The following is a 26,243-nucleotide window of genomic DNA, read 5'->3' as shown; positions in this document are numbered from 1 at the left end:
GGGGGCAACTGTGGTGCAGAGCCACCCCCGCACCCCGGCACCCCGCACCTCGGCACCGTCGCCCAGACCCGGAGGTCACCCGCTCATGAGATTCCCACCGATCGCCGAATACGCGTTCCTCTCCGACTGCGAAGTAAGCACCCTGATCGCCCCGAACGGTGCCGTGGAGTGGTTGTGCCTGCCCCGGCCGGACAGCCCGAGCGTCTTCGGCGCGCTGCTCGACCGCACCGCCGGCCTGTTCAACTTCTCTCCCACCAACACCGCGGTGCCCGAACAAAGACGCTATCTTCCCGGCACGACGGTGCTGGAGACCACCTGGCACACACCCACCGGCTGGATGACGGTCAAGGACGTGTTGGTGATGGGTCCGCTGGCCGAGCACCGCCGCGAGGGCTTCCGTCGCTCCCCCGGAGACTCCATTGCCCAGCGCACCCTCTTGCGCATCGCCACCTGTTTCGACGGCCGTGTAGAACTCCAGGTGAACTGTTTCCCCCTGTTCGACTACGCCAGGCAGCAGGGCGTCTGGAATTTCGACGGTCCTGGCTACACCAGGGCGAAGGTCGTCAACGGGGACATCTCGCTCGTCCTCAGCGGCAGTGTGCCCCTCGGGGTGGTCGGCGGACGGTGCACCGGACGCACCACCCTGGAGACGGGTGAATCCGCGTTCGTGGCCCTGAGCTGGGACGACACGGTTCCGCACGACCTCGCCGAGGCTAACCGCCAGCTTGAGCAGACCGAGAAGTATTGGCGCAACTGGATGAGCATGGCCACCTTCCCCGATCACCGGTTCCGCCCCTACATCGAGCGCAGCGCCCTGGCCCTCAAAGGCCTCAGCTACGCGCCGACCGGGGCGATCATGGCCGCCGCCACCACGTCGCTGCCCGAGACGCCGGGCGGTGAACGCAACTGGGAGTACCGGTACAGCTGGATCCGGGACACCGCTTTCATGCTGCGCGCGCTGCACGGCCTCGGCTTCAACGGAGAGGCCTATGACTACTTCGCGTTCATCATGGATGCCGTCGTGGCCGGCAAACCGAAGGGGCCGTGGGACCTGCAGATCATGTACGGCATCGGCGGCGAACTGGACCTCTCCGAGCAGACCCTCGATCACCTGTCCGGGTACCGCGGATCCCGGCCCGTGCGCATCGGCAACGGTGCCTTCAACCAGCACCAGCACGACGTCTGGGGCATGCTGCTCGACTCGGTCGAGGAACATCTGCGCGGCGGCGGCCAGATCGCACCCGTGGTCTGGGAGCGGTTGGCCGACCTGGTCGACACCGCCATCAGGCGAAGCGCCGAACCCGACCAGGGCATCTGGGAGATGCGCGGCGCACCGCAGCACTTCGTGGCGTCAAAGGTGATGTGCTGGGTCGCCGCCGACCGTGGGGCGCGCATCGCCGAGAGCCGCGGGGATGCCGGTCGCGTCGAGAAATGGCGCCTCGCCGCCAAACGGCTGAAGGCCGAGATCTGCGAACGCGGGGTGAGCGAACGCGGGGTGTTCACGCAGCACTACGACAGCACCGATCTGGATGCGTCGCTGCTGTTGCTGCCGATCATGGGGTTCCTGCCACCCGACGATGAACGCGTGCGCGCGACAGTGCTCGCGATCGCCGACGAACTCACCGAGAACGGGCTGGTGCTGCGCTACAGGGTCGCCAGCACCGACGACGGTCTCAGCGGTGATGAGGGCACCTTCAGCATCTGCTCGTTCTGGCTGGTGTCGGCGCTGGTGATGATCGGCGAGCACGACGCCGCGGAAGCGTTGTTCGAGAAGCTGCTCTCCTTTGCCGGACCGATGCTGCTCTACGCCGAAGAAATCGACGCCACCACCGGGCAACACCTGGGCAACTTCCCGCAGGCCTTCACCCACCTGTCCCTGATCGATGCCGCCACCCGGCTGATCAAGGCCGAGCGGCGGACGGACGAGGCGACGAACGGCCTCGGCTAGGAGCGATTCAGCGTGAGGGCTCGGCGTACCTCGTCGATCACCCCGGGCAAAGGGTGCACCAGGGCCTGTCCGATTCGGCGAAGCCGACCTACGCTTCGGTCATGGCCGATGACGGGACCGAGGCTGAGCTGATCGCTCTCGCCGCAGCGTGGGCGGAGGCCATAGTGGCCAACGACGCCGCCCGCATCGCCGCCTTCGTGACGGAGGATTGGGTGCTGGTCTCGGAGTCCGGTGTCTCCCCCGGGCACGAGTTCCTCGCCATGGTCGGGTCCGCGGAGCTGACCCATTCGGCCATGACGGCCGTCGGTGAAACCCGGGTCCGGGTCTGGGGCGACACCGCCGTGCTCACGGCCCGCATCACCAATACCGCGCACTACCGGGGCCGCCGGTTCGACGCCGACGAGTGGACCACCGATGTGTTCGTTCGCCGGGACGGCCGCTGGCGATGCGCGGTCAGCCACTACAGCCGCGCCGGATGACCGGGCGCTCGGCCCGACCTCATCACTAAGGGGTGATGTCGCCGCCACCTCCGCCGGGCTACTTTCACCCGAGAGACCCAGGAGGCCCCCGTGACGAATCCCGACCGCCATGCCCGCTCGATGTTGCCAATTCCCGACCGCCCTGCACCCGGACTCACCACCTACGACGCGAAGGACCCTGACACGCAATACCCGCCGATCGAGCCGTTGCGGCCACCGGCGGGCGCACCGAACGTGCTCGTCATCCTGATCGACGATGCCGGTTATGGCGCGTCGAGCGTCTTCGGCGGCCCCTGCGCCACACCCAACGCCGAGAAACTCGCCGCGAACGGGCTCATCTACAACCGATTCCACACCACGGCACTGTGCGCACCCACCCGGCAGGCGCTGCTGACCGGACGCAACCACCACTCGGTGGGGATGGGCAGCATCACCGAGACGGCCACCTCGGCGCCGGGCAACAGCTCGTTGCGGCCGAACACCAAGGCGCCGCTGGCGATGACCCTCAAATTGAACGGTTACTCCACCGCCCAGTTCGGCAAGTGCCACGAGGTGCCCGTGTGGCAGTCCTCACCGATGGGCCCGTTCGATGCCTGGCCGTCGGCCGGTGGCGGATTCGAGACCTTCTACGGCTTCATCGGCGGTGAGAACAATCAGTGGGATCCCGCGCTCTACAACGGCACGACCCCGGTGGAACCTCCGGCGACCCCTGAGGAGGGTTACCACCTCACCGAAGACCTGGCCGATCACGCCAGCAACTGGATCCGTTCGCAGAAGGCCCTGATGCCCGACAAACCGTTCTTCGTGTACTTCGCGCCCGGCGCCACCCACGCGCCCCACCACGTGCCCAAGGAATGGGCGGACAAGTACGCCGGGAGATTCGCCGACGGCTGGGATGTGCAGCGCGAACGCACCTTCGCCAAGCAGAAGGAACTCGGAGTGATCCCCGCCGACGCGCTCCTCACCCCACGGCACGCTGAGATTCCCGCCTGGGACGACATGCCCGCCGAGCTCAAGCCCGCGCTTGAGCGGGAAATGGAGGTCTACGCCGGGTTCATGGAACACACCGATCACCACGTCGGCCGGGTGATCGATACCGTCGCCGAGCTCGGCATCCTCGACGACACCATCATCTACTACATCATCGGTGACAACGGAGCATCCGCGGAGGGCACGGTCAACGGGGCCTTCAACGAGATGGCGAACTTCAACGGGATGGCGGCGCTCGAGACGCCGGAATTCATGGCCGCCAAAATCGACGAGTTCGGCAGCCCCAGCTCCTACAACCACTATGCGGTGGGATGGGCGTGGGCGATGGACACCCCCTTCCAGTGGACCAAGCAGGTTGCCTCGCACTGGGGCGGCACCCGCAACGGCACGATCGTGCACTGGCCCACCGGGATCGCCGAGAAGGGCGGGCTGCGCGAGCAGTTCACCCACTGCATCGACATCGCCCCGACAATTCTCGAGGCCGCCGGCCTGCCCGAGCCGACGATGGTCAACGGCGTGCAGCAGTCACCCATGGAAGGTGTCAGCATGCTGTACACCTTCGACGAGCCGGCCGCCGCGGAACGTCACGACCTGCAGTACTTCGAGATGTTCGGCAACCGTGGCCTGTACTACAAGGGCTGGAGCGCGGTCACCAAGCACCGCACCCCCTGGATCATGATCGGCGGCGAGATTCCCGCCTTCGACGACGATGTCTGGGAGCTCTACGACGGCCACACCGATTACAGCCAGGCCCGGAACCTGGCCGCCGAGAATCCGGAGCTACTCGCCAAACTGCAGAGGCTCTGGCTGATCGAGGCCACCAAGTACAACGTGCTGCCGATCGACGACCGCGGCGTTGAACGGGCCACCCCGGAGGTGGCCGGCCGGCCGACCCTGATCAGGGGGAACAGCCAACTCCTGTTCGCCGGCATGGGCCGGTTGTCGGAGAACAGCGTGGTCAGCATCAAGAACAAGTCGTTCTCGGTGACGGCCGAACTGGTCATAGCCGAGGGCGGGGCGGATGGCGTGATCATCGCCCAGGGCGGCCGGTTCGGGGGTTGGAGCCTCTACGCCCAGGCCGGCCGAGCCACGTTCGTGTACAACGTCCTCGGCATCCAGGAGTTCAAGACCGAGGCCGAGCTGCCGATCCCCGCGGGACAGTGCCAGGTGCGGATGGAGTTCGCCTACGACGGCGGTGGGCTCGGCAAGGGCGGCGACGTGACGCTCTACTACGACGGCAAGCCCGTGGGCACCGGCCGGGTGGGCGCCACCCAGGCGATGATCTTCTCCGCCGACGAGACCACCGATGTGGGCTACGAATCCGGCACCCCCGTCACGGCCGACTACACCACAGCGAGCAGCCGGTTCAGCGGTCGGATCAACTGGGTGCAGATCGACCTGGGCGACGACAACAACGACCACTTCATCGACCCGGAGGAGCGGTTCCGCATCATCATGGCCCGGCAGTGAACGGGCCGCTGCGCCGGGGAACGCCGCCTCGACCTTCCAGCAGGTCGTCACCGCACCTGCTGTGGTCTACCGCGCCCGCTATAGCGGGCGCGGCGCGCCGTGAGGGGTGCAGCGAGCGCCATCCGGGAGCTCACTGATCTGACCTCTGCGGTGCAGACTATGGGAATGACCCCACGCAGTGAGCGAACCCTCATCGTGCTCCGGCACGCCAAGTCCGACTGGTCGGGCGGCGAGGCCGACATCGACCGCACCCTCAACCCCCGCGGGCAGAGCCAGGCGCCGGATGCCGGCAGCTGGCTGGCCGAGAATGTTCCAGCCATCGACCTGGCCATCGTCTCCCCCGCGACCCGGGCTCGCGCCACCTGGGCGCTGGCCTCGGCAGAACTCAACGACAGCCCCGAGGCGCGCATCGATGACCGTGCGTATGCCGCATCCGTCAACGATCTGCTTCAGATTGTGCGGGAACTGCCCGACGAGCTTCAGAACGTGATTCTGGTGGCTCACAATCCCGGACTCGAAGACCTCGTCTACGTACTCACCGGCGAGAGCGTCACGCTGTCGACGTCGGCCTTGGCCGTGCTGGGTGTGCCGGGTCCCTGGTCGGATCTTGTTGCCTCGACGGCCGTTCTCGTGACCAGCGGCCGTGCCAGCCGGGCGGGACTGGCCTAGGCACACGCCCAACCAGAGTCAGTCCGTTCCGGCATCCTCCGCCGTCAGCGGGAGACGGCGCACACTCTCGAACCGATGCGCCCCGCCGTCGATCGGATCGGTGAACGCCAGCTCGCTGGCCAGGAGCTGGAGCGGCCGCCTGAAATCGAACACCTCGACACCCTGCACAACGGGGTAGAGCGGGTCGTCGATGATCGGGATGCCCAGGCCCAGCATGTGCAGACGCAGCTGGTGGGTGCGCCCGGTGCGGGGTGTCAGCCGGTACCGTCCCGCAGGCCCGTGGGCGTCCTCCAGTTCGATCAGTGACTCGGCGTTGACCGGGGCGCCGGGCACCACTTCGCCCTGCCAGTGGCCCGGCCGGGTACGGAGGTGGTTCCGCACGATGACAGGTAGCTCGAGGTCCGGCCGTATCGGTGCCAACGCCCGGTACACCTTCTTCACCTCGCCGCGCTGAAAGAGAGTCTGGTAGGCCCCTCGCCAGCGGCGTTCGGTGGCCAGGACCAGCAGGCCGCTGGTCACCCGGTCCAAGCGGTGCAACGGGGAGAGTTCGGGCAACTCCAGTTGGGCACGCAGGCGAACCACGACGCTCTGAACCACGTGCCGTCCCCGCGGGATGCTGGAAAGGAAGGGCGGCTTGTCGATCACCACGATCCGCTCATCCCGATAGACCAGGTGCAGAGGGCCCGGGACCACCGGTTCGTCGGCCAGATCGCGGTGAAACCAGACGAAGGTGGTTGGCCGGTAACGGTCCGCGCCGGCAACCGGCGCGCCGTCTCCATAGACGAACCGGCCGTCGGCGAGGAACTCGGCCACGTTCACGGACTCGGCCAGCCGGTCCTCGAGCCAGGCGCTCATGTTCGGCCAGGTCGGCTTCGGAAAACCGGGCCGGTCGCGCTCCGGGGTGCACAGCCACGCCGCAGCGAGCCCGTGTCGTTCGGGAAGGGGCGAGCGCGGGGGCATCCCCCGATCGTACGTGCTGACCGCCGCCGCCGCCGGGCGGATGGCGGATGGCGCCCGTCAGAGCGCCCTGGCGGCCTCGAGCGCCCAGACGACCAGGTCGTGGTCGAGGTTTTCGGCCAGGCCGGACACCCCGACTGCGCCGATGAGGGAACCGTTCACCCGCAGCGGGAAGGCACCTCCGGCGGCCACGTACTCGGCAACGGGCAGACCGGTGACCTCGTTGAAGTCCTGGCCCCTGGCGCGGTATTTGGTGCTGATCAGGAAGGACGGCGCGTTATACAGGGCCACCACGCGGAACTTCCTGTCGAGCCAGTAGTCGTTGTCTGCTGTCGTGCCCGGCCGTGCCGCGTGGAAGACGCGCTGCTGGCCGAAGGACATCGCCACCGTGATACTCAGGTCATCGGCGACCGCCCGGGCCATGATCGCGCTGCCGAGCCTGAAGGCATCGTCATGATCGAAGGAGGTGAACCCGATGCTGGAGTTCTGTGCCTCCAGCAGGGGCAGGAGACCCTGGGCGGCGGGATCAGGAGTGAGCGACATGGCAGAGTCCGGTTTCGTTGGGGTGTCGACAGCGGCGCCGCACTACCGAGCACGATACCGGTTAGCGATCACAGACGCGCGGGAAACGCGGACCGGCGCCCGTACACCGTCAGCAGCAGTGCGGCCAGGCCGAAGACGACCATGACGACGGGCAGCGCGAGGCCGTCGAACGGGGTCAGCAGCGCGGCACCGAGGATCCCGGCGGCGAAAATCGCGAGGTTGAACGCCACGGGCAGGAACGCGTTCGCGACATCCGAGTCGGCTCCGCCCGTGCTGGTCAAAGCGGCCTGGAGCTGAGCGGATGCTCCGCCGAAGGAGAGCCCCCAGAGCACGGTGGCGGCGATGATCGCGGGCGCCGACGCGTGGCCGGCCCAGAGGATCACGGCGGCCACGATGAACAGCAGGACGCTGCCGTGCAGCAGCGGGCGCGGATGCCGGTCGAGGAGCGCGCCGGTGAGAACGATGCCGACGATCGAGGCGACACCGAAGAGGAACAGCTGCACGTCCACCGCGAGGTCGCTGCCAGTGGCCCGCAGGTAGGGGGCGATGTAGGTGTAGATGGTGTTGTGGGCGATCATCCAGGTGAAGATCACCGCCAGGATCACGGTGATGCCGGGGATCCGGAGCACCCGCACCAGGGGCAGTCTGGCGGTTCCCGGCTGGCCGTCGGCATCCGGGGCGCACAGCGCGATCAGGAGGCCGGCGATGACCGCCACCACGCTCAGACCGACGAAGGCCCAGCGCCAGTCGAACGCGGACCCCAGCCACGATCCCAGCGGGGTGCCGAGCGCGAACCCGACGGGCGCCCCGGCGGACACTATCGCCAAGGACAGACCTGCCTGCCGGGGCGGGCTGATCTTCCGCCCGTAGGCGGCGAGCATCCCCCAGACGATCCCCGAGAACGCCCCGGCGACAAATCGTGACCCGAGCGACAGGGTGACGTCGCTGGAGACCGCCGTCACGGTGTTGGCCACGATGAGCCCGAGGATGGCACCGAGCAGCAGCGGCTTCCGGCGCATCCCCCTGGTCAGCGTGATCGCGGGAATCGTCACAACGACCGTGCCGAGCGCGTACGCGCTGACGAACAGGCCGACAGTGCCCTCACTGGTGCCCAGTCCGCCGGCGATCACCGGCAACAGGCCGGCCGGCATGGTCTCCATCGCCACGAGGACGAAGCCGATGGCGGCCAGCATCAGCAGGGTGAAGATCGGCAGGCGCTGCGTTTTCTCGGCAGCCGCCGGGGCCGGCACTGTTGTCACGCTCTCCATCAGAAGGTGAGCAGGACCTTGGTGGCGCGGCGCTCGTCCATGGCCCGGTAGCCTTCGGCGGCTTCCTCGATGGGGAGGGTGAGGTCGAAAACCTTGCCCGGGTCGATGGCGCGGTCCCAGATCAACTGGATCAGGTTGGGCAGGAACCGGCGCACCGGGGCAGGTCCGCCGAGGGTGTGGATGCCGGCGAAGAACAGCTGGATGCCGGGGATCTGCACGTCGTAGTTGACCCCGACGTAGCCCAGGTGTCCGCCGCCGCGGGTCGCGCCGACGGCCTGCATGAACGATTCCTGCGTGCCGACGGCTTCGACCACGGAGTGCGCACCGAGCCCACCGGTGAGTTCCTTGATCCTGGCCACACCTTCGTCGCCGCGTTCCTCGACGATGTCGGTCGCCCCGTAGAACCTGGCGAGCTTCTGCCGTTCGGGGTGGCGCGACATCGCGATGATGCGTTCGGCGCCGAGCTGTTTGGCGGCGAGGATCGCCATCAGGCCCACGGCGCCGTCTCCGACGACGGCGACGGTCTTGCCCGGCCCGGCCTCGGCGGCCACGGCGGCGAACCAGCCGGTGCCGAGCACATCGGAGGCGGCCAGCAGCGACGGGATCAGGTCGGCGTCGGGCTGGCCGGGGGTCGCGACGAGGGTGCCGTCCGCGAGCGGGATCCGCGCCTTCTCGGCCTGCATTCCGGAGGCGAATTCGGCGTGCTCGCACCGGGACTGGAAGCCGGCCCGGCAGATCTCGCAGGTGTTGTCGGAGAGCACGAAGGATCCAACGACGAAGTCACCCACCTTGACGGTCTGCACGGCGTCACCGATCTCTTCGACGATGCCGACGTACTCGTGGCCCATCGCGGTGTGGTCGACGGGCTCGACACCCCGGTACGGCCACAGGTCCGACCCGCAGATGCAGGTGGCCGTGAGACGGATGATCGCATCGGTCGGTTCAAGAATGGTCGGGTCCTGGCGGTCTTCGACCCGGACGTCGCCGGGCGCGTACATGATGACTCCACGCATGTGGATGCTCCTTTGGTCGCTGTTGGTACGTCCTCAAGTGAACCGTCGACGGTCTGTGGGCGGGAGTCCCTGCGCAGGGGTGTACCAGCAGAGCACCCCACGCCGCGTCAGGGGGACGTACTGTCGTGGCTATGGACAATCAAGCCGAGGTGCGCGAATTCCTCATGTCGCGGCGCGCGAAGATCACCCCCGAACTGGCCGGCCTGCCCGCCGGCACCAATCGGCGGGTGTCCGGGCTGCGTCGCACCGAGGTTGCCACCCTGGCCGGCGTCAGCGTGGAGTACTACGCCAAGCTCGAACGCGGTGCGATCGCGGGAGCGTCCTCGTCGGTGCTCGACGCCATCGCCCGGGCGCTGCAGCTCGATGACACCGAACGCAGCCACCTGTTCAATCTGGCGCGGGCCGCCGACGGCATGCCACTGTCCGGACGCATCCGCCGGCGGGCGACGCGGAACCCGGTGAGTCGGCCGAGCCTGCAGTGGGCGCTCGGCACGATTACCGAAGGCATCGCGTTTGTGCGCGACCAGCATCAGGACCTCCTGGCGACCAACGACCTGGGCCGGGCCTTCTACTCCCCCGTCATCGGCGACGCCGGGCGCACCCCCAACCTGGCCCGGTTCCAGTTCCTCGACCCCGCCTCGCGCGATTTCTACCCGGACTGGCAGGTGTTCGCGGAGATGTGCGTGTCGATCATGCGCGCGGAGGCCGGCCGGGACCCGAACGACAAGGGGTTGCAGGACCTCGTCGGCGAGCTTTCCACCAAGAGCGACACGTTCCGCACGCTCTGGGGCGCCCACGACGTGCGCACACACGGTGCCGGCACGAAGCGGTTCAACCATCCGGTGGTCGGCGAGCTCACCCTGGCCTATGAGGAACTCGCCATCACCGCCGATCCCGGCTCGGTGCTGATGATCTACACCGCCGAACCCGGCTCGTCCAGCGCCGAGCGCCTGCGCCTGCTGGCCAGTTGGGCGGCCACCAGCGTCGCCGCCGATTGACCAGGCTCGGGGTCACGGCGCCTCGGGCGCCGGGGCATCCGTTTGCACCGTTCTGGTGTCGGCGGGATCGTTCTGGCGCCGGCTGGCGAGCATGATCGGAACACCGATGAGTTCCACCAGGCCGCCGATCATCAGGGAAGCGCCGTAACCCCAGAGGTCGGCGGAGCGGCCTAGCGCCGGCTGGATGAACACGCCGCCGAGGCTGCCGAACAGAGAGTCAAACGAGAGCACGGTGGCGCGCTGCTTCGACGGGATCATGTCGTTGAGGTAGGCCTGCCGCACCGGTTCGGCGACCGCGAACACGAACCCCCAGACCATCAGGAACACCACCGCCAGCCAGAACAGGCTGTTCAGGCCGAGCACCACGAGTGAGACCACGCTGAGCAGGGACGCCGCGATCACGGTGCTGGTGCGTTTGGCGAAGAGGGTGCGGATCCGGGGAGCGAGCACGCCGCCGGCTACCTGTGCCAGCGAGAGGATCGCGGCGGCCAAGCCCGCGATGGAGTACGCCGACGGGTCGCCGTACAGCTCGAGCAGGTAGGGCTGCAGCGCGTAGAAGGCGTAGAAGCCGACGCCGGAGGCGAACGGGGCGGAGAGGATCATGTAGCGCACCGACCGCCGTTTCAGCCCGTGCTCGACCGACTCCGTGAGCACCAGCCGGGTCGCCTTCAGCGGGCCCCGCGAGCGGTCCGGGGTGAAGCCGAGGTCTCTCATCACGATGAACGCGTAGATGAACATAATCACGAGCACCCCGGCGCGCACGAGGAACGGCACACCGAGGTTGGTGGCCTGGGCGATCACTCCGCCGAGCACCGAGCCGGTGAACATCGCGATACCGGTCACCACGAGCCCGCGACCGAATACCGCCTCCAGGCTGCCGGTGTACCCGGTCGACGTGAGCGCGTCGACCAGCCAGGCTTCCACCGCACCGGAGAAGAAGGTGAAGCCGAGGCCGAGCAGCACCGACACGATGGCCCACCAGACGAACGGCGACTGCCAGACCCAGAGCATCCAGTACAGCGCGGTGGTGACCGACAGGGTGATGGTGCCCAGCAGGTAGGAGGCTTTGCGTCCCACGGTGTCGGCGACCACGCCGGTCGGGATCTCAAAAATCACCATGCCGGCTGTGAAGAACGCGTTCGCAGCGAACGCCTCGAAGTTACTCAGCCCGGCGTCGAGCAGGAACAGCGTGTTGATGCCCCAGATGAACGAGGCCGCGAGGGTGTTGCCGAGCAGCAGGATCAGGTAGATGCGCTGGACGCGCGCAGACGCCGGGTTCACGACCAGGGTCCGATCGGCGCATCGCGTTCCGTCACGAAGCAATCATCGACCCGACTGGTGCGGATGGCTAGGTCGGGACCCATCGACCGAGCCGGCAGACACTCGGTCGACGGGCCTCACGTGCTGGTTGCCCGTATCGCTAGTGCACGAGCACCTTCAGCAGGATCATGGCGATGCCCAGCGTCGAAGTCCCCAGACAGCCCAGGATGCGAATCACCCACGGGCTTCCTCGAAATGCGAACGCGCTGTAGCCGATGGCTCCGAGGATGACTACGCCGAGCCACAGGGCGGCCCACACCGCAACGTCGTCGGGCACAGCCCGCAACGCGCCGAGCAACAGCACGATGGACGGTGGGATCGCGGACGTGAGGAAGCCCAGCGAGTGCCGCAGCGAGAGGCGCACGGCGGTCGCCATCGTCGAATCCTGGGCCTGGTTCAGGCCGTATTCGACCACCGCACCGGCGTACACGTGCGCGGCCCAGAACACGAAAACCGTGCCGATCACGCCTAGAAAGGTCTGCCAGGAGGTTGCCCCATAGCCGCCGGCGACCACGATCATGCCGCTGACCAGGATGGTTCCATAGACCGAAGCCTCGGTCACGAAGCCGCCCGGAAACCGCCGGTTAGTCGTGGAGGAGTGCACTATCGCCTCGATTTCCGTTCTCGGCCAGCAGCATCGCTCCAGTTTGACGAAGGAACACGATCAGCCAGCTGAAGATCATCACGAATGCCACCAGTTCGACGGCGGTGAGCGTGTAATACCCGGTCAGGAACCACACGGCCAGCACGACAAGAACTCCCACGTAGAGATACCCGAGAAGAAGGAACACTCTTGACATGGCGGGGATCCACGATCGGAGGCGGACGACGACAGTGATGAAAACCACGATCATTCCGGTCGCGGACACATTGTGCGCTGCCATGTTTTGATCGAGCGGGAAGATTCCCACGCCGGCCAAAAGCACGCCGATGAGAACCAGCGCCCCCCGCACGAGCGCGCGTCCTCGCACTTCTTCTGGCGTGGCAGCCGGGATGGCCGCGGTCGCGTAATGAGCCAGGGTGGTGACGATAATCCCCGCGATCAGGACCGTGAGGTTGAAGGCCAGCGCCGAGATGTCGTCGGAAATGCCGAGGGTGCTGAGATTCTCCTGCCACCACAATGGGTCGCTGGCGCTCAACATGCTCGCGAAAGTGCCCACCACCACGAACACGGCGAGGATCACCGACATCAGAATCGGGGTCAGGCCAACGGCGGAGAGGAAAACACTGTAGGCCGTGACTGCGATGGCGACCGCGGCCAGCAGCGTCGCGGAGGTGGGGAAGACGACGGCACCGATGAAGCTGCGGCTCAGCAGACCCGCAACCGCGAGCCACGCCAACAGCGAGATCACACCGTGCGCCAGCGCAATCGCACCGATGTCGTACCACCGGAGCTGCCCGCCGTGGCCGGGTGGCCCGGGGTCCAGCAGGGTGCCTGCCGCCCGACTGGCGTGCATCACGGCACGCGTGGTGACGAAGATCACCACCGCCGCCGCCGCGCTCGCCAAAGCGACGAACTGCCCGACAGAGCCGGGACCCGCGATAGGCACGTCGTGACCCCAAAAGGTGATTGCCGACGCCAGCGCGCCGACCAGGAAGACGGCCGCGCCCACCAGGAGCGCGGCCGATTCCCGCGACTGGGCGTTGGCGACCGGGTGCCGCAGTAACCAACTGATGGGTGCGGGCCGGCTCATCCAAGACCTCCTGTCGCTGCGTCACCGGACCGGTGGTCGAGGCGGTGGCAGCGACAATATCTCGTCTGCACCGATCCCGAAACGTCCGCAGGGCCGAACCCTGGCCAGCGCACCGGTTGTTCCATCGACAATCGCCAGGACGATGCACCGGCGATCGCCCACAGATCCAAAACGGCACTACGCTGCCGCTGAACGCCGGGACATTCACCGGCCGGAAACCCCGATGAAGGGCCACACGATGAGTGAAGTTGAGAGCGCAACACTCGAGAAGGCCGCCGCGGTGTCGATCGACGGCCGGCATTTCCAGTTCGTCGGCGCCACCGGCTCCCGATTCGAGCCGGGCGGTTTGGTGATCCTCCGGTCCACGGATGAGGGCGAGGAGGAGACGGACCAGCTGGGCCAGGTTGAGGAGGTCACCGTCACGATCGGCGGGGCCCCGCACGGCTCCGGTCGCATCCTGGGTCTGCTCAATGGAGATGGCCGCCACCTCGATGTCCGGCGCTCCGTCGCGTTCGGATCGGCCACGCTCCGACCGGCGGATGCCCGCACGACCGAACTGCTCTACGGGGATGCCACGGCGTCTTTGCCCATCGGCTCCTTCCTGGCCTCCCAGCACATCCCGGCCCGGCTCCTTGCCCAACGCTTCAACCGGCACACCTTCTGGTGCGGGCAGAGCGGATCGGGCAAGACCTACGCCCTGGGCGTGGTGCTGGAACAGCTACTGATCCACACGGCCCTGCCCATGGTGATCTTCGATCCGAACGCGGACTTCGTGCACATCCGGCAGGCCCATCCGGCCGGTGAAACAACGGATGCGCAACGGGCGTTGGCCGAGCGGGACATCCGGGTGCTGCGCCCATCGGCTGCGTCCCCCGATGCTCTCCGGGTGCGGTTCCTGGACCTGTCGTTGCGGGCGAAGGCGGCCGTCTTTCGGCTCGACCCGCTCGATGATCGTGCCGAACACAACGAGCTGATGCACATCGAGGACACCGTGGGTCTGATCGAGCCGACGAGGGTCGTCCCCGGCCTGCTGGACCGGGGCACCCCGGCTGCGCGCGAACTGGCGGCACGCACCGAGAATCTCCGGGTGACCGACTGGAGCATCTGGGCGCAGGGCCTGGCTGCCGTGACCGACATCCTGGAGACCCGCCCCGACGCCACAGTGCTCGACCTCGGCGGATTCGCCTACCCGGAGGAGTCGCTGGTGGTGGCGTTGGCGGTGCTCGACGACCTGTGGGACAAACGGGAGCAACGCCGTCCGCTCCTGATCGTGATCGACGAGGCGCACAACTTCTGCTCGCCCGACCAGACCAGCCCGTTACACGTGGCGGTGCGGGAGAGAATCGTGCAGATCGCGGCGGAAGGACGCAAATTCGGCCTCTGGCTGCTGCTGTCGACCCAGCGACCGTCTCGGGTGCACCCCAGCATCATCTCGCAGTGCGACAACTTGGCGCTGATGAAGATGACGTCTCCGGTGGACCTCGACGAGCTCGCCACCATCTTCGGTTTCGTGCCGCCGGCCATGCTCGCCCGGGCGGCACGGTTCCGACAGGGCGAGGCCCTCTTCGCCGGCGGTTTTGTGCCCGCTCCCACCATGGTCACCATGGGACCGCGTCTCACCCGGGAGGGCGGCGCCGACGTGGCCGTGCCCCTGCGCGAAGCCCGCGAACTGTGAGGAAAGCCCCGAAAAACCGAAAACTCTGGGGCTCTTCTCACAGTTTGCGGGCCAGATAGCCGGCTCGCACCGGCTTGTCGAGCTTCTCGGTGGCGGCGCGCAGGGTCAACCTCGGCAGGCCGGCCGCGTTTTCGTCGAGGAAACCGAGGAGCGCGTCCCGGTCGACGTCGCCGAGGTAGCGCAGCATCCAGCCGGTGGCCTTCCGCACGTAGTCGTTCCCGTCGCTGCCGAGCATCCGCGCCAGCTGCAGGGTGTCGGTGATGTCGCCCCGGCGCAGGAATGCGGCTGTCGCGACCATGGCGGTGCGGCGCTCCGGCCAGAACGACGACGCCGCGAGGGAGTAGAGCGGGGCACGTGGCTTGTCGACGAGCCAGCCGCCGACCACCTGATACGCGACCAGGTCCACAAGATCCCAGGTGTCGATCCGGTCGTGGCGGCGCAGGTACAGCTCGTAGAGCTCCTCACGCCGTTCGACGCCGGTCTTACGGTCCGTCGCCGCCTTGCCCATAATCGAGCACGCGCCGACCCGCACCTCGTGGGTCGGGCTCTCCAGCAGCGTCTCGATGTCCGGCACCGGCATGGCGAGCGCCCGGCCGGCCAGGGCGAACACGTCGCCCATCCGCACGCCGATGAGCGAGTCGTCGCCCGGGAAGTACCGGGTGTACTTCTGCCGCTGCTCCGGGGTGGCCAGGGCCACCAGGCTCTTCTGAAAGTGGGCAGCGGTGGTCTCATCCGTCATGCAGTCAGGATGCCACCGGTCTCGGCAGATTGGAGGGTCGCGGTGCCTTTTGACAGACCCGGCCCTGTGTGTCGCGTTCGGCAGCCCAGTGTGGGGGGGGGGGCGGTCTGCTGTGTTGTTCCGTGGCGTCGGCCAGCGGGCAGACGTCGGCCGGCCTCAACGCTCGCGTTTGGCCCGGCGGCGTTCCCGCCAGGTCATCGCGGCCAGCGCCGCCTCCTGGCGTTCCCGCGCCGCGTCCCGGTCGATGCGTGCGGCGGTGCGGCGTTCCTGCCAGCGGGCAACCTCCGCATCGACCTCGCGAAGCGCCGTGACGACGGGCGGGCCGCCGCGCAGCTGCCGGCGGGCGTCGATCACGCGACGGTTGAAGTCGTCGAGGATCTCCCGCACCGCTCGCTCGGCGACCTCGGCGTCGAGGCGGGCGTCGAGTCCGGCGTCTTCGGAGCGCAGGGTGAGGGCAGCCGGGCCCAGTCCGGTGATCTGCTCACGCTCGATCTTCTGGCGGATCCACCAGTCCGGGTCGTACGGGGCGGTGAGCCCCGGGATCGGCTTGCCCGTGCCGGGCAGGTTGTCGAAGTCGCCGCGACGCATCGCCTGCTGGATCGCGATCTCCACGTACTGGGCGCGGGCATCCATCATGGCCTGGCCGGCCTCGTTGGTGTCCGGCTCGGCGACCTCGGGTCGTTCGGATGCAGGAATCTCGCGGTTGATCTTGTACCGCGCCACATTGAGCGGCGTATCGCTGGGTTCGCGTGGACCAGTCATGCCACCAGCCTAGGTTCACCCACACGCTGACGGGCCGCTCCGCGTACACTGACCGGCATGTTCCGACACCCGCGCCGCGCGCTCGAAGGCGGACCCCTGTGAAGGCCGTTGTCTACGACCGGTACGGGCAGCCCGACGTGCTGAGGGTCGACGAGATCCCGAAGCCCTCGCCGGGCCCGAACCAGGTGCTCATCGAGGTCGCCGCGACGTCCCTCAATCTGTCCGACTGGGAGGGCCTGACCGGATCCCCGGGGTACGCCCGGATCGGCGGGTTGCGCGCCCCCAGGCGCCGGGTGTTGGGCTCCGACATCGCCGGTCGGGTCGCCGCGGTCGGCTCCGGCGTGACCCGGTTCCGCGTGAATGATGACGTGTACGGCGACAACATGGGTCTGTTGGGCGGTTTCGCCCAGTTTGCTGTGGCGCCGGTCGCGGCCCTCGCCCACAAACCCGCGGAGTTGACCTTCGCCGAGGCGTCGACCCTGCCCCAGGCCGGAGCGATCGCGCTGCAGGGAACCGCCCGTGTTCGCCGCGGGCAGCGCGTACTGATCAACGGGGCGGGCGGCGGGTCGGGGTCGTTCGCGATTCAGCTGGCCAAACACTCCGGAGCGCACGTGACCGGCGTCGACAACGCGCGAAAGCTCGACTTCATGCGCGGGCTCGGCGCCGACGAGGTCGTCGATTACACCACCTCGGACTTCACCCGACTGGAACCGTTCGACCTGATCCTCGACCTCGTGGCGCACCGGTCGGTGTTCGCCTACCAGCGGGCATTGGCCCGCGGCGGTCGTTACCTCTGCGTCGGCGGCACCGTGCGCAGCGTGCTGCGGGTCGTGACAGTCGGCGCGGCGCTCGGCCTGGTCACCGGGCGCCGTCTGGGGCTACTCATCGCCAGGGAGGGCCCGGCCTACTTCACGCCCGTCGCCGAGCGGTGCGTCGCCGGCGAGCTGAGCATCAACATCGACCGCACCTATCCGCTCGACGAGGCGGCGCGGGCGCTCGCCTACCTCAGCGAGGGACGTGCTCTCGGCAAGATCGTCGTCACGGGCTAGGGGACGAATGCAGTCGACGGAGAATATGCGCATCGAGGTGGAGGACGGGACGGTGTCGGCCGCCTTCGCCCGACCGGCGGACGCGTTCGCCACGCTTGTGGTGGCACCGGGAGCGGGGTCCAGCTTCGACCATCCGTTCCTCGTCGGTTTCAGCGAGGCGCTGAACGCCGCCGGGTTGGCGACCCTGCGGTTCAATTTCCCGTACCGGGAGGCCGGCCGCCGGCTCCCCGACCGGGCGCCCCGGGCGATCGCCGCCTGGCGGGCGGCGAGGGACGCTGCGGCTGCCCGGTCGGCGGGTCAGCCCGTCTGGGCGTCCGGTAAGTCCTTCGGCGGGCGGATGGCCTCCATGGCGGTGGCCGCCGGCATGCCGGCAGCGGGCCTGGTCCTTCTCGGCTACCCGCTGCATCCGCCGGGCAAGCCGGAGAAGCTGCGCGATGAGCACCTGTACGGGATCGACCGGCCGATGCTGTTCGTGCAGGGCACGCGTGACCCATTCGCCGCCCCGGACGAACTCACCCCGGTGGTCGGGCGAATCGGCACGGCGACACTCGAGTTGATCGACGCGGCGAACCACTCTTTCGAGGTTCGGGGATCAAAGCGCCCGGCCGTTGATGTGGGTGCAGGGCTTGCTCCTATGGTCGCCGAGTTCGTGCGCGCCAGCGTGGCCTAGGCTGCGTTACTCAGCGGACGGCCGCTGCCGTTGCGCTTTCGTCGCCGAGCGCTGCTGCTTGGCGGCGAGGTGCCGGCGGCCGGAACCCCGGGTGGGTTTGGTCGCCCGGCGGCTGGGCCCGTCGGGTGCCAGGCCCGCGGCCACGAGTTCCGCGAGCTTCGTCAGCGCGATCTCACGATTGCGCAGTTGGGAACGCTGTTCGGAGGCGGCCATGGTGACCACCCCGTTGATCAGACGCCGGTCGAGTCGGGTGAGCAGCAGCATCCGCTGCTCGTCGGTGAGAACCGCAGACTCGACGACGCTCCAGGACACCTGCACGCGGCTGTCCGAGGTGTTCACGTGTTGCCCGCCGGGGCCGGACGACCGGGAGAACCGCCACCCGAGTTCCGTCGCCGGAATCGTGAGCGTGGGCGATACCTCGAGATCCATGCTTCAAGGGTCCCACGATGTGGGCGCGGTCGGCGCCGTTCTGCGGGAATCGGTGGCCGGGACCGTCAGAACAGCGGCCAGGGCACCGCGGGCATCCGGCCCTCAGGGGCCGGGAAGCGGCCTTCGGTGCGCAGCCGGTCGCAGCGGGCAGCGAGGGCGACGATCTCGGCGGGAGTGAGCAGGCCGGCGAGTTCGTGCCCGAGCCCGACGGTGAGATCGGCGCTGACCCTGTCGATCCCGGCCAGCTCGTCGATGCTGAGCTCCTCGCCCAGCCAGCCCCAGAGCACGGTGCGCAGCTTGTGGTCGGCGTGGAAGGTGAGCCCGTGGTCGACGCCGTGCCGGTGCCCGTCGGGCATGGCCAGGATGTGGTCTCCCTTGCGGTCGGCATTGTTCACGATGATGTCGAACACGGCCATCCGGCGCAGCGCCACGGAGTCCTCATGGATGAGTGACACCAGCCGGTCCCGCTCGTCCTGGCCGTCGAGCACGTGCCGCCAGCCCTGCTCAGGCATGGTCTCGGCCGGGATCAGGTCCACGGCGTCCTGGCCGGGGTCCCGTTCCTGCCAGAGCTGCGCCATGCCGGGGCCCATCGGGCCGTCGCGCAGCCAGGTGCGGGGCACGACGTTCCAACCGAACGCCTCCGAGACCAGGTACGCCGCCGCCTCCCGGCTGGCCAGGTTGCCGTCGGGGAAGTCCCACAGCGGGTTCTCCCCCGCGATCGGCTTGTAAACCACCGTGACGCCGTCGATGCTGCCTAGGAACGTCGCGTTGGACGCCGTCGTGATCCGCCCGGTGAGTTCGAGGTCACCGTCGACGAGGTCGGCGTCCGGCATGTTCACGCGCCGGGGAGGGTGCAGGTGTGCCCGTCTGCGTCGATGGGATAGCCGCACAGCGGGCAGATGGGTCGGCCGGCGCCCACCACCTCGCGGGTACGTGTGGCGAACGCCCGTGCGGTGCCGACGGGCATCCGCACCAGCAGCATTTCGGCCGGTTCGACGGCAGCGACATCGAGCAGCTCGTCGTCGTCTTCGTCCACGATCGGGAAGGCCTCGAGCACGATCTGCACCGTCGTCGGGTCCCAGCCCAGGCTCATCGAGCCGGTGCGGAATTCCTCGTCGACAGGCTCCAACGGGTCGTTGTCGACCAGTTCGATGGGGGTGCCGGTGGGGATGCTGAACGGGTTGCCCTCGTAGGCGATCAGCTGGTCGAGGATCTCGTCGATCTTCTCGGCGAGCAGCGCGGATTGTTGTTTCTCCAGGGCGATGCTGACGATCTGGGCGCCGGTGCGCACCTGCAGGTAGAAGGTGCGGGAGCCGGGCAGACCGACGGTGCCGACGACGACCCGATCCGGCCAGGCGAACTCATGGACGATTGTAGGCATGCGAGTATTTTAGGCGCGCGATGCGTGCGGAGCCTGATGACCCGCCCCACCGCCGACCGGGGCGTCCGCCGTGGGGGCGCTCGCCGCGAGCCAGGACAGGTCCCCGGCGTCGGTATTGGTGGCGTGCACGGTCGGCCGGCTGCTGCCGTACCGCACGATCGAGACTGATGCCGGACCCACGTTGATCCGCTGGAACAGGTCCAGGTGCATGCCGAAGGCGTCGGCCAGGATCGACTTGATGATGTCACCGTGGCTCACCGCCACCCAGACTGCGCCGGGTCCGTGTTCCGCCTCGAATGCGGCGTCCAGGCGGCGGATCGCGGCGACCGACCTGGCCTGCATCGCTGCCATCGCTTCCCCGTTCGGGAAGGTCACGGCGGACGGCTGGGTCTGCACCACCGACCAGAGCTTCTCGGCCGACAGGTCCTGGAGGGTGCGGCCCTGCCAGTCGCCGTAGTCGCACTCGGAGAGTTCGTCTTCGATCGGCGTCAGCAGCGTGCCGCTCTGGCGGTCGATGATGTGCTGCGCGGTTTCGCGGCAGCGTTCCAGGGGGCTGGAGACCACCCCGACCAGCGGCACCGCGGCGAGCCGCTCCCCCGTGACGACCGCTTGGTCTCGGCCGATCTGGTCGAGCAGAACGCCGGCGGTGCGTCCGGCCAGCAGCCCGGTGGCGTTTGCGGTGGTGCGGCCGTGCCGCACGAGGATGACTGTGGCCATGGCTACAGCCTAGACAGCCAGCCGGGCCCCGAGTGATCGCACGCTTGTGAGGACTTCGTGAGGTTTATAGGACGCAATAGCCCAAAGCATCCTATTAATCTCACTATTTCCTAACTTGCGTCGGGGCGAGGTGAAGACCCTGGGCCATGGCGTGGAGGATCTCCGCCTCGACCCGTGGCCAGTCGAAGAGGATCTGCCGGTAGTCGTAGCGCAGAACCGTGAAACCGAGGAGGGCGAGCCTCCGATCGTGCGCGATGTCTGCCCGCCGCTGCTCGGCAGATGAGTGAAAGCTGAAGCCATCGCTCTGCAGCACGAGCCGCTGCCCGATCAGACCATCGACGCGGTGCCCCGCGAGCATGACCTGCTGGCTGACCCGGATGCCGATGGCCGCGAGCCGGGAAACGGGCAGCGTCTCCAGGCCCGAATCGGCCAACCCCGACGCGACCTCCCGCACGGCACGGGCCGCGGCACTGCGCAGGTGCAGCCTCGCGAGCGAGGCCTGGGTCACGAGCTTCTTGTTCAAAGCGGAGTCCCAGACGACGAGAGCGTTCTCGAACGGTTGGCACTCGGCGATGTGCACGAGGGCGTTCTCGATAGGTTCCACAAGTGCGAACCGGGCAACCGGTACCGGTCCGATACTCCAGTGCACCCGCAGGGTTTCGGATGCCGGCACCGCCGTGTTTCTCGGCATGCTGACGTGGTTCATCCCGTCAGAGAGGTGCCACAGCTCAAGCTGCCGGGCAACGCTGAGGCACGCCACCCGCCCGCCGAGCGCAGCCGCGGCGCGCAGATCGGCTGGAGCCGTCGGCAGAGCGAGCCAATCACGGCGGATGCGTTCGCACTCGCCGCCGGCGATGCTCTGCCTGATCGAGTATCGAGTGAACCCCGCACGCAGTGCCTGAGCTGAGTGCGCAACGCCGTGGTGCCGGGCGAGCCAGATGCCGAGGTCCATCCGTATAGTGTCGTGGCGGCATCAGCTCCCACGCAGAAACGATCTCGGCTGTCGAGAACTCGCCCCGTCGCGCCCCTGTGCACAACACGGCATGGCGCCGAAGGATGCGGTGTTCCGTCTAGGTCGCGCGGACGGGCGAGTCGGCGATGCGCGCCGTGACCTCGGCGACAGCGGCGCGCATCTCTCTGACCGAGGCGGGATCGTCGCCCTGTGCCTGCAGTTGCAGGTCCAGAGCGGCCAGCTGCTGCTGAAGGGCCGTCTGCACCTCCCCGGCCGAGCAGGTGTAAGCCAGATCGCTGACCAGTTGCAGAAACCTTCTCACCACCGAGGGGTCGTTGGCGCCGTAATGCCGCATCGGGGACAGCGCATCATGGATAGTGTCTGCCGCTGTGCGGGTAGCCGTCACCACCCGCAGGTTCCCGTCCGCATCGGCGAGGGCGCTGGGAAGCGCCGGCATCTGGAGCGTGCTGGCGACGATCGCGCTGAGGTGCCCGAGGGCGTTCACGGCGGTGGTCGGGTCGTTGATGCCCGGCGACAGCGCGCGCACGCCGATGTCCACGATCTGCTGCACCCCGTAGTCGATGTCCTGCGCCGCGGTGCGTTCGTAGGCAATTGAGTACACGCCGCGCACCGCATCCGCCACGTCGTCCGCGTCCGGCGGGTCCGTACCGTCCCCGACCGGCCACCACACCATCAGTGGCGTGCCGGCGACGACGTTTTCCCCGACCCGCCTGACCTCCTGGAAGACGAGCGAGTGCGGGGCGGCGTAGGCCACCAGCGCCGCGTGGTCGCGGCCGGTGATGAAACCGCTCACCGCCGCCGTGACGGTGTGCGTCCCGACCGGGATCTGCATCGGCGAGGTATACGCCTGAGCGGCCTCATTGCCGGCACCGACGAGGTCGATGGTGCGGTTCGTTTCGGCGTGGATGTCCTTCAGCATCGTCTCCACCCGCAGCTGGGCGGCTAGGTGGGCGAGGAAGAAGACCAGCATGATGACGCTCACCAGGGTGAGCACGAACGCCGTCGTCACGGCGACCCGGGGAACGAACTCGGCGGCGTCATCCGTCGTCGCTCGCACCGACCGCAGCACCGTGATCGAGTATGCGAAGGTGCCGAGGAAAACAGCCAGCGTCGCGTGCACCTGCCGGTCCCTGGCGAACAACCGCAACACGCGGGGCGACGCCTGGCTGCTGGCGAGCTGCAACGCCACCACCGTGAGAGAGAACGTCAGCGACGTCGCCGTGATCAACGAGCCGGCGATCGACGACAGCACCGACCGGGCCGTCTCTGCTCCCCCGTTGAATATCACCGAGTCCACGGCGGTGGGCAGTTCCGCGTCGATGAGCAGGTCAATGCGCGGAAGCACGAGCCCCAGCACCACAGCCAGTAGAACCGCCGCCACCGGAAGCGGCCACAACCGTGATTCCACCGACTCGGTCAGGCGCGCCCACCGGGCTCGACCACCGCCTGAACCCCGCATCTCAGCCACAAAACACTCCCGCCGGGTCGGTTCTTCGGTGCACGTCCGGTCAGCATAGCAACCAGGTCTGATCGGGATTCCGGCCGTCGTAAGCCCGAAACGGGCGGTCTCGGTGCCCGCCCAATATCTAGGAACCAGGCGCATTCGGGTGTAGACGTGGTGCAGGGCAGCCGGATGCAGGCGCCACGATCGAGAGCAGGGTTCGGATGGTTGTGGCCACAACGGTGCTGGCGATCATCGTCATCTGGAGTGTGTTCTCGAGGCCGTTGGATCGACGGGGCATCACGTCGGCCCTCTTCTTCACCGTCGTGGGTTTCCTCGTCGGCACGTCGGCACTCGGCTGGCTCGACATTGCCGTGGAATCCGAGGTCGCCGAGCTTGTGGCCGAGATCGCATTGGTGCTGCTCCTCTTCAGCGACGCCTCCCGCATCGACCTGCGGGCGCTCCGGCGAGAGCTCTCCTTGCCGACCCGCCTGCTGCTGATCGGGCTGCCGCTCACCATGATCGCCGGATCTGTGGTCGGTGCGCTCGTCTTCCCCGACATGGCGCTGGCCTCCGTGGTGCTGCTGGCCACGATGCTGGCCTCCACGGATGCGGCGTTGGGCCAGAAGGTCGTGTCCGACCCGGCCGTCCCCGGGCGGGTGAGGCAGTCCCTCGACGTGGAGAGCGGACTCAACGACGGCCTCGCCGTGCCGTTCTTCCTGGTCACACTCGCGATCGCCAACGCTGAGCTGGAGACCGACGTGCCCTCGGCGGTGATCAGCAGCATGGCCGCCCAGATCGGTTGGGGGCTCATCGGGGGCTTGGTCGCCGGTTTGCTGGGCGGGCTGCTGTTCCGCGCCGCCGACCACCGGGACTGGATCGGCCGGGAGTGGCGCCAGATCGTTCCCCTGGCGGCGGCGCTGCTGGCGTTCACCATCGCCGTGACACTCGGTGGCAGCGGATTCATCGCCGCCTTCGTGGGCGGCCTCGTGTTCGGCAGGTTCTCCGGCACGCGCGGGTCGGCCGTCACCTTGCTGGCCGAGGACTCTGGCGGCTTCCTCGCCGCCGTCACCTGGATCGGGTTCGGCGCGCTGGCCCTCACCCTGGCCCTCCCGTACATCACCTGGCAGGTCGTCCTCTACGCCGCGCTCAGCCTGACGCTGGTACGGATGATCCCGGTCACGATCGCCCTCGCCGGTCAGGGGCTGAAACGGCCCACTGTGGCGTTCATCGGCTGGTTCGGTCCGCGCGGGCTGGCTTCGCTGGTGTTCGCGCTTCTCGCCTTCGAGCGTGGTGTGCCCGAGGGGGACGTCGTGCTCACGACGGTTTTTGTCACCGTCGCGCTGAGCGTGATCCTGCACGGCCTCACGTCGGTTCCGCTGGTCGCCGCCTACCACCGCTGGTACACGGCGCACAGTGCGCAACATCCGGGCGCAGCGGAGGCGGTGCAGGCGACGATGTCCCGCCGCCGACGCCACCTCCCCGGTGCCCACGACGCCTAGCAGGGCCCCACTTTTTCCTCCACCGTCATGCGGCCGAGGAGGTCGGCGATGCGGTCGCCGATGAAACCTCACCGGCTTGTCAACGAGTATCGGCGAGCGGTGGGCCGTCAGCGAGCGGGCAGGCCGGCCAACGGAATCAGCTCCTGAATCCAGGCTTGGTACTGGCGAATTGTCTCGGCGTAGTCCTCTGCCACCCGGTCGAGGTCGCTCTGGGAGACGGTAGCCGCTGCGTCTGCCGTCATCAGGTGGCGCCAGGACTCGAGCAACAGAACGATCTGGTCCGCCAGCGGCCAGCCACGGGCCAGGTGTTCGTTCGCTCCCGGCACGGCCACCATCACGGGCGCCCAATCAGCCATGGCCGTTTGCAGGCGCCGCCGGGCAGCCGATGTGGTGCGAAACATGTGTTGCGGGAACCCGTGTTGCGCACAGAGCGCCATCAGGTTCGCCGTCACCTTGTCACGACTCACGGCGTCGTCCCAGACGCCGCTTTTCGGCGCGAAGTCGGGCTGTATCGACAGGGCGCGGAGATTCGCCAGATTCTCCTCATGATGCTCCGGGGTGAACCCGGGAATTCCAGCGGCATAGAGATCGGCTCCGACGACAGGGGCGAGGAGCATCCGTCCCACATCGTTCACGGTCTGGGCGAGACTGCGAAACGCCACCTTCGACATCCCGTCGTAGCGCAGCCTGTCCCGCGTCTCGGCACGTCTCTTGCTCCACGAATTGACGAGGCCGGCCGTCACGAACGCACCGACAACGCCGTACAGCGCGTCCCGGGAATTGCCGAAGTCCGCGGTCGCGTCTCGCAGCCAGCGCAGGTCGAAGAGGGCCGGGCTCAGCAGCAACCCGATTGCCGCGATGAGAAACCAGTTCTCGCGCCGGAATGCCCCACCCTTCACTGCCGTTTTCTCCCCCAACGTCGGCTCTTTTCTCATCTGTACTCGTCACGGCCCGCTCCGCCCTGCCTGGGCATTCGCAGCCTACCGGCAGGTGGCAGCTATCCGATCGGCGCAAACCCGCGTACGGTCGCTCCATGGCGAACCTCATCGAGAAACTAGCGGAATCGGTGCCCTCCTGGGGCGCGAAACTGGCGTACGGCGAGAAGACCACGCTGGGCGGGCACGACCTGATCCCCGTCGCGCTCGTCGGCTTCGGCTTCGGCGGCGGCGAGGGCTCCAGCGAGATGCCCGACGGCGGCTTCGGCCCAGGCGGCATGGGCGTCGGGGAAGGCAGCGGCGGTGGTGGTGGCGGCTACGCGGTGCCGATCGGCGCCTATGTCGGCGGACCCGACGGGCTGGAATTCCGGCCCAACCGAATCGCCCTGATGGTGGTAACCGTGCCCGTGGTGGCGGCCGCCGGGTTGGCGCTCGCGCAGATCATCCGCGCGCTCAGAGGTGCCGCCCCGAGTTGAGCCGGTCTACGCCGGCGATTCGCCGAGCATCACTCAAGACCTCGCGATCTCCGTCTGACCCGGCGCATCCATCGCTGGGCCTTGTCCGGGGCGTGCGCGGCGCTCACTGCGCCCCCTGTCGGCGACCGCTACCGCTATAGCGGGC

General features: G+C 68.1%; 26 protein-coding genes. 10 read left to right on the top strand and 16 right to left on the bottom strand.

The genetic code is table 11. The features are described from left to right. Positions 1-85: 85 nt before the first annotated feature. The 4 genes from E3O57_RS02850 to E3O57_RS02835 all read left to right on the top strand — a co-directional run bounded on the left by E3O57_RS02850 (position 86) and on the right by E3O57_RS02835 (position 5,556). Entirely contained in the window at positions 86-1,948 is a 1,863-nt protein-coding gene (locus E3O57_RS02850) for a glycoside hydrolase family 15 protein (RefSeq protein WP_103479054.1), read from the top strand. Positions 1,949-2,049: 101 nt separating this feature from the next. Continuing rightward, on the top strand, positions 2,050-2,427 hold the full coding sequence (locus E3O57_RS02845; RefSeq protein ID WP_103479192.1) for a nuclear transport factor 2 family protein: 378 nt from the start codon (positions 2,050-2,052) through the stop codon (positions 2,425-2,427). 120 nt (positions 2,428-2,547) lie between these two features. Beyond that, positions 2,548-4,887, top strand: a complete 2,340-nt coding sequence (locus E3O57_RS02840; protein WP_103461143.1) for an arylsulfatase — start codon at positions 2,548-2,550, stop codon at positions 4,885-4,887. A gap of 165 nt (positions 4,888-5,052) precedes the next feature. Next, positions 5,053-5,556, top strand: a complete 504-nt coding sequence (locus E3O57_RS02835) for a histidine phosphatase family protein (RefSeq protein ID WP_198415061.1) — start codon at positions 5,053-5,055, stop codon at positions 5,554-5,556. Positions 5,557-5,574: 18 nt separating this feature from the next. Here E3O57_RS02835 and E3O57_RS02830 read toward each other — a convergent pair whose 3' ends face one another. The 4 genes from E3O57_RS02830 to E3O57_RS02815 form a co-directional block, all read right to left on the bottom strand. Continuing rightward, positions 5,575-6,516, bottom strand: coding sequence for a pseudouridine synthase (locus E3O57_RS02830; protein ID WP_103461047.1), 942 nt, complete (start codon positions 6,514-6,516; stop codon positions 5,575-5,577). Between the two features lie 57 nt (positions 6,517-6,573). Beyond that, a complete protein-coding gene (locus tag E3O57_RS02825; protein WP_088455855.1) occupies positions 6,574-7,056 on the bottom strand; it encodes a heme-degrading domain-containing protein in 483 nt (160 codons plus the stop codon). Positions 7,057-7,124: 68 nt separating this feature from the next. Next, the gene (locus E3O57_RS02820; protein ID WP_165787907.1) at positions 7,125-8,324 is read right to left on the bottom strand and encodes an MFS transporter; all 1,200 of its coding nucleotides are present in this window, start codon (positions 8,322-8,324) and stop codon (positions 7,125-7,127) included. After that, the gene (locus E3O57_RS02815) at positions 8,324-9,337 is read right to left on the bottom strand and encodes a zinc-dependent alcohol dehydrogenase family protein (protein WP_174776300.1); all 1,014 of its coding nucleotides are present in this window, start codon (positions 9,335-9,337) and stop codon (positions 8,324-8,326) included. The genes E3O57_RS02820 and E3O57_RS02815 overlap by 1 nt, the downstream gene beginning before the upstream one ends. 131 nt (positions 9,338-9,468) lie before the next feature. Between E3O57_RS02815 and E3O57_RS02810 the strand changes: the two genes are divergently transcribed. Then, positions 9,469-10,335, top strand: a complete 867-nt coding sequence (locus E3O57_RS02810; RefSeq protein WP_103479053.1) for a helix-turn-helix transcriptional regulator — start codon at positions 9,469-9,471, stop codon at positions 10,333-10,335. Positions 10,336-10,347: 12 nt separating this feature from the next. On the opposite strand, the gene E3O57_RS02805 is transcribed toward E3O57_RS02810, so the two are convergent. The 3 genes from E3O57_RS02805 to E3O57_RS02795 all read right to left on the bottom strand — a co-directional run bounded on the left by E3O57_RS02805 (position 10,348) and on the right by E3O57_RS02795 (position 13,268). Further along, entirely contained in the window at positions 10,348-11,616 is a 1,269-nt protein-coding gene (locus E3O57_RS02805; protein WP_103461049.1) for an MFS transporter, read from the bottom strand. A gap of 139 nt (positions 11,617-11,755) precedes the next feature. Beyond that, positions 11,756-12,217 (bottom strand): hypothetical protein, encoded by a 462-nt coding sequence (locus tag E3O57_RS02800; protein ID WP_103461050.1) that lies wholly within the window; start codon positions 12,215-12,217, stop codon positions 11,756-11,758. Between the two features lie 22 nt (positions 12,218-12,239). Then, positions 12,240-13,268: a hypothetical protein gene (locus E3O57_RS02795; protein WP_241990279.1), complete on the bottom strand. Its 1,029-nt coding sequence runs from the start codon at positions 13,266-13,268 to the stop codon at positions 12,240-12,242. A 319-nt stretch (positions 13,269-13,587) separates the two neighbouring features. Between E3O57_RS02795 and E3O57_RS02790 the strand changes: the two genes are divergently transcribed. After that, positions 13,588-15,024 carry an ATP-binding protein gene (locus E3O57_RS02790; RefSeq protein WP_103479190.1) on the top strand — a complete coding sequence of 479 codons (1,437 nt, stop codon included), beginning with the start codon at positions 13,588-13,590 and terminating at the stop codon, positions 15,022-15,024. Between the two features lie 37 nt (positions 15,025-15,061). On the opposite strand, the gene E3O57_RS02785 is transcribed toward E3O57_RS02790, so the two are convergent. Together E3O57_RS02785 and E3O57_RS02780 are read right to left on the bottom strand one after the other, a co-directional pair. Then, positions 15,062-15,763, bottom strand: coding sequence for a DNA alkylation repair protein (locus E3O57_RS02785; protein ID WP_103479051.1), 702 nt, complete (start codon positions 15,761-15,763; stop codon positions 15,062-15,064). Between the two features lie 156 nt (positions 15,764-15,919). Next, positions 15,920-16,525, bottom strand: coding sequence for a DUF1992 domain-containing protein (locus E3O57_RS02780; protein ID WP_103479050.1), 606 nt, complete (start codon positions 16,523-16,525; stop codon positions 15,920-15,922). A gap of 98 nt (positions 16,526-16,623) precedes the next feature. Here E3O57_RS02780 and E3O57_RS02775 point away from each other — a divergent pair, with 98 nt between their 5' ends. Further along, positions 16,624-17,574, top strand: coding sequence for an NAD(P)-dependent alcohol dehydrogenase (locus E3O57_RS02775; protein WP_103479049.1), 951 nt, complete (start codon positions 16,624-16,626; stop codon positions 17,572-17,574). Between the two features lie 7 nt (positions 17,575-17,581). Next, positions 17,582-18,244: an alpha/beta family hydrolase gene (locus tag E3O57_RS02770; protein WP_103479048.1), complete on the top strand. Its 663-nt coding sequence runs from the start codon at positions 17,582-17,584 to the stop codon at positions 18,242-18,244. A gap of 6 nt (positions 18,245-18,250) precedes the next feature. Here the strand turns inward: E3O57_RS02770 and arfB are convergent, their stop codons facing one another. From arfB to E3O57_RS02740, 6 genes are all read right to left on the bottom strand, one after another. Then, entirely contained in the window at positions 18,251-18,673 is a 423-nt protein-coding gene (gene arfB / locus E3O57_RS02765) for an alternative ribosome rescue aminoacyl-tRNA hydrolase ArfB (RefSeq protein WP_103432340.1), read from the bottom strand. A 65-nt stretch (positions 18,674-18,738) separates the two neighbouring features. After that, positions 18,739-19,506 carry an SCO1664 family protein gene (locus E3O57_RS02760; protein ID WP_103461056.1) on the bottom strand — a complete coding sequence of 256 codons (768 nt, stop codon included), beginning with the start codon at positions 19,504-19,506 and terminating at the stop codon, positions 18,739-18,741. A gap of 2 nt (positions 19,507-19,508) precedes the next feature. After that, positions 19,509-20,054, bottom strand: coding sequence for a DUF3090 domain-containing protein (locus E3O57_RS02755; RefSeq protein ID WP_103432341.1), 546 nt, complete (start codon positions 20,052-20,054; stop codon positions 19,509-19,511). A 9-nt stretch (positions 20,055-20,063) separates the two neighbouring features. Further along, positions 20,064-20,771, bottom strand: a complete 708-nt coding sequence (locus tag E3O57_RS02750; protein ID WP_103461057.1) for a histidine phosphatase family protein — start codon at positions 20,769-20,771, stop codon at positions 20,064-20,066. A 103-nt stretch (positions 20,772-20,874) separates the two neighbouring features. Next, complete coding sequence (locus tag E3O57_RS02745) at positions 20,875-21,723, bottom strand: endonuclease domain-containing protein (protein WP_103479047.1); 849 nt, start codon at positions 21,721-21,723, stop codon at positions 20,875-20,877. Positions 21,724-21,841: 118 nt separating this feature from the next. Next, positions 21,842-23,203 carry a DUF2254 domain-containing protein gene (locus E3O57_RS02740; RefSeq protein ID WP_255455731.1) on the bottom strand — a complete coding sequence of 454 codons (1,362 nt, stop codon included), beginning with the start codon at positions 23,201-23,203 and terminating at the stop codon, positions 21,842-21,844. 206 nt (positions 23,204-23,409) lie between these two features. On the opposite strand from E3O57_RS02740, the gene E3O57_RS02735 reads away from it, so the two are divergent. Next, the gene (locus E3O57_RS02735; RefSeq protein ID WP_103479045.1) at positions 23,410-24,687 is read left to right on the top strand and encodes a sodium:proton antiporter; all 1,278 of its coding nucleotides are present in this window, start codon (positions 23,410-23,412) and stop codon (positions 24,685-24,687) included. Positions 24,688-24,794: 107 nt separating this feature from the next. On the opposite strand, the gene E3O57_RS02730 is transcribed toward E3O57_RS02735, so the two are convergent. Next, the gene (locus E3O57_RS02730; protein WP_103461061.1) at positions 24,795-25,586 is read right to left on the bottom strand and encodes a hypothetical protein; all 792 of its coding nucleotides are present in this window, start codon (positions 25,584-25,586) and stop codon (positions 24,795-24,797) included. Positions 25,587-25,720: 134 nt separating this feature from the next. On the opposite strand from E3O57_RS02730, the gene E3O57_RS02725 reads away from it, so the two are divergent. Next, positions 25,721-26,098, top strand: coding sequence for a hypothetical protein (locus E3O57_RS02725; RefSeq protein WP_103461062.1), 378 nt, complete (start codon positions 25,721-25,723; stop codon positions 26,096-26,098). Positions 26,099-26,243 lie beyond the last annotated feature (145 nt).

It is taken from the genome of Cryobacterium sp. TMN-39-2 (genome assembly GCF_004402745.1).
Classification (GTDB): domain Bacteria; phylum Actinomycetota; class Actinomycetes; order Actinomycetales; family Microbacteriaceae; genus Cryobacterium; species Cryobacterium zongtaii.
This window is presented reverse-complemented; position numbering and strand designations above follow the sequence as displayed.

Excerpts from the sequence above, each read along its gene's own strand:
- E3O57_RS02770 (WP_103479048.1), top strand. The coding sequence starts at position 17,582 with ATGCAGTCGACGGAGAATATGCGCATCGAGGTGGAGGACGGGACGGTG.
- E3O57_RS02835 (WP_198415061.1), top strand. The coding sequence starts at position 5,053 with ATGACCCCACGCAGTGAGCGAACCCTCATCGTGCTCCGGCACGCCAAG.
- E3O57_RS02740 (WP_255455731.1), bottom strand. The coding sequence starts at position 23,203 with ATGCGGGGTTCAGGCGGTGGTCGAGCCCGGTGGGCGCGCCTGACCGAG.
- E3O57_RS02850 (WP_103479054.1), top strand. The coding sequence starts at position 86 with ATGAGATTCCCACCGATCGCCGAATACGCGTTCCTCTCCGACTGCGAA.
- E3O57_RS02780 (WP_103479050.1), bottom strand. The coding sequence starts at position 16,525 with ATGACTGGTCCACGCGAACCCAGCGATACGCCGCTCAATGTGGCGCGG.
- E3O57_RS02825 (WP_088455855.1), bottom strand. The coding sequence starts at position 7,056 with ATGTCGCTCACTCCTGATCCCGCCGCCCAGGGTCTCCTGCCCCTGCTG.
- E3O57_RS02745 (WP_103479047.1), bottom strand. The coding sequence starts at position 21,723 with ATGGACCTCGGCATCTGGCTCGCCCGGCACCACGGCGTTGCGCACTCA.
- E3O57_RS02810 (WP_103479053.1), top strand. The coding sequence starts at position 9,469 with ATGGACAATCAAGCCGAGGTGCGCGAATTCCTCATGTCGCGGCGCGCG.
- E3O57_RS02830 (WP_103461047.1), bottom strand. The coding sequence starts at position 6,516 with ATGCCCCCGCGCTCGCCCCTTCCCGAACGACACGGGCTCGCTGCGGCG.
- E3O57_RS02815 (WP_174776300.1), bottom strand. The coding sequence starts at position 9,337 with ATGCGTGGAGTCATCATGTACGCGCCCGGCGACGTCCGGGTCGAAGAC.
- E3O57_RS02750 (WP_103461057.1), bottom strand. The coding sequence starts at position 20,771 with ATGGCCACAGTCATCCTCGTGCGGCACGGCCGCACCACCGCAAACGCC.
- E3O57_RS02760 (WP_103461056.1), bottom strand. The coding sequence starts at position 19,506 with ATGCCGGACGCCGACCTCGTCGACGGTGACCTCGAACTCACCGGGCGG.
- E3O57_RS02735 (WP_103479045.1), top strand. The coding sequence starts at position 23,410 with ATGGTTGTGGCCACAACGGTGCTGGCGATCATCGTCATCTGGAGTGTG.
- E3O57_RS02725 (WP_103461062.1), top strand. The coding sequence starts at position 25,721 with ATGGCGAACCTCATCGAGAAACTAGCGGAATCGGTGCCCTCCTGGGGC.
- E3O57_RS02785 (WP_103479051.1), bottom strand. The coding sequence starts at position 15,763 with ATGACGGATGAGACCACCGCTGCCCACTTTCAGAAGAGCCTGGTGGCC.
- E3O57_RS02845 (WP_103479192.1), top strand. The coding sequence starts at position 2,050 with ATGGCCGATGACGGGACCGAGGCTGAGCTGATCGCTCTCGCCGCAGCG.
- E3O57_RS02840 (WP_103461143.1), top strand. The coding sequence starts at position 2,548 with ATGTTGCCAATTCCCGACCGCCCTGCACCCGGACTCACCACCTACGAC.
- E3O57_RS02790 (WP_103479190.1), top strand. The coding sequence starts at position 13,588 with ATGAGTGAAGTTGAGAGCGCAACACTCGAGAAGGCCGCCGCGGTGTCG.
- E3O57_RS02755 (WP_103432341.1), bottom strand. The coding sequence starts at position 20,054 with ATGCCTACAATCGTCCATGAGTTCGCCTGGCCGGATCGGGTCGTCGTC.
- E3O57_RS02820 (WP_165787907.1), bottom strand. The coding sequence starts at position 8,324 with ATGGAGAGCGTGACAACAGTGCCGGCCCCGGCGGCTGCCGAGAAAACG.
- arfB (WP_103432340.1), bottom strand. The coding sequence starts at position 18,673 with ATGGATCTCGAGGTATCGCCCACGCTCACGATTCCGGCGACGGAACTC.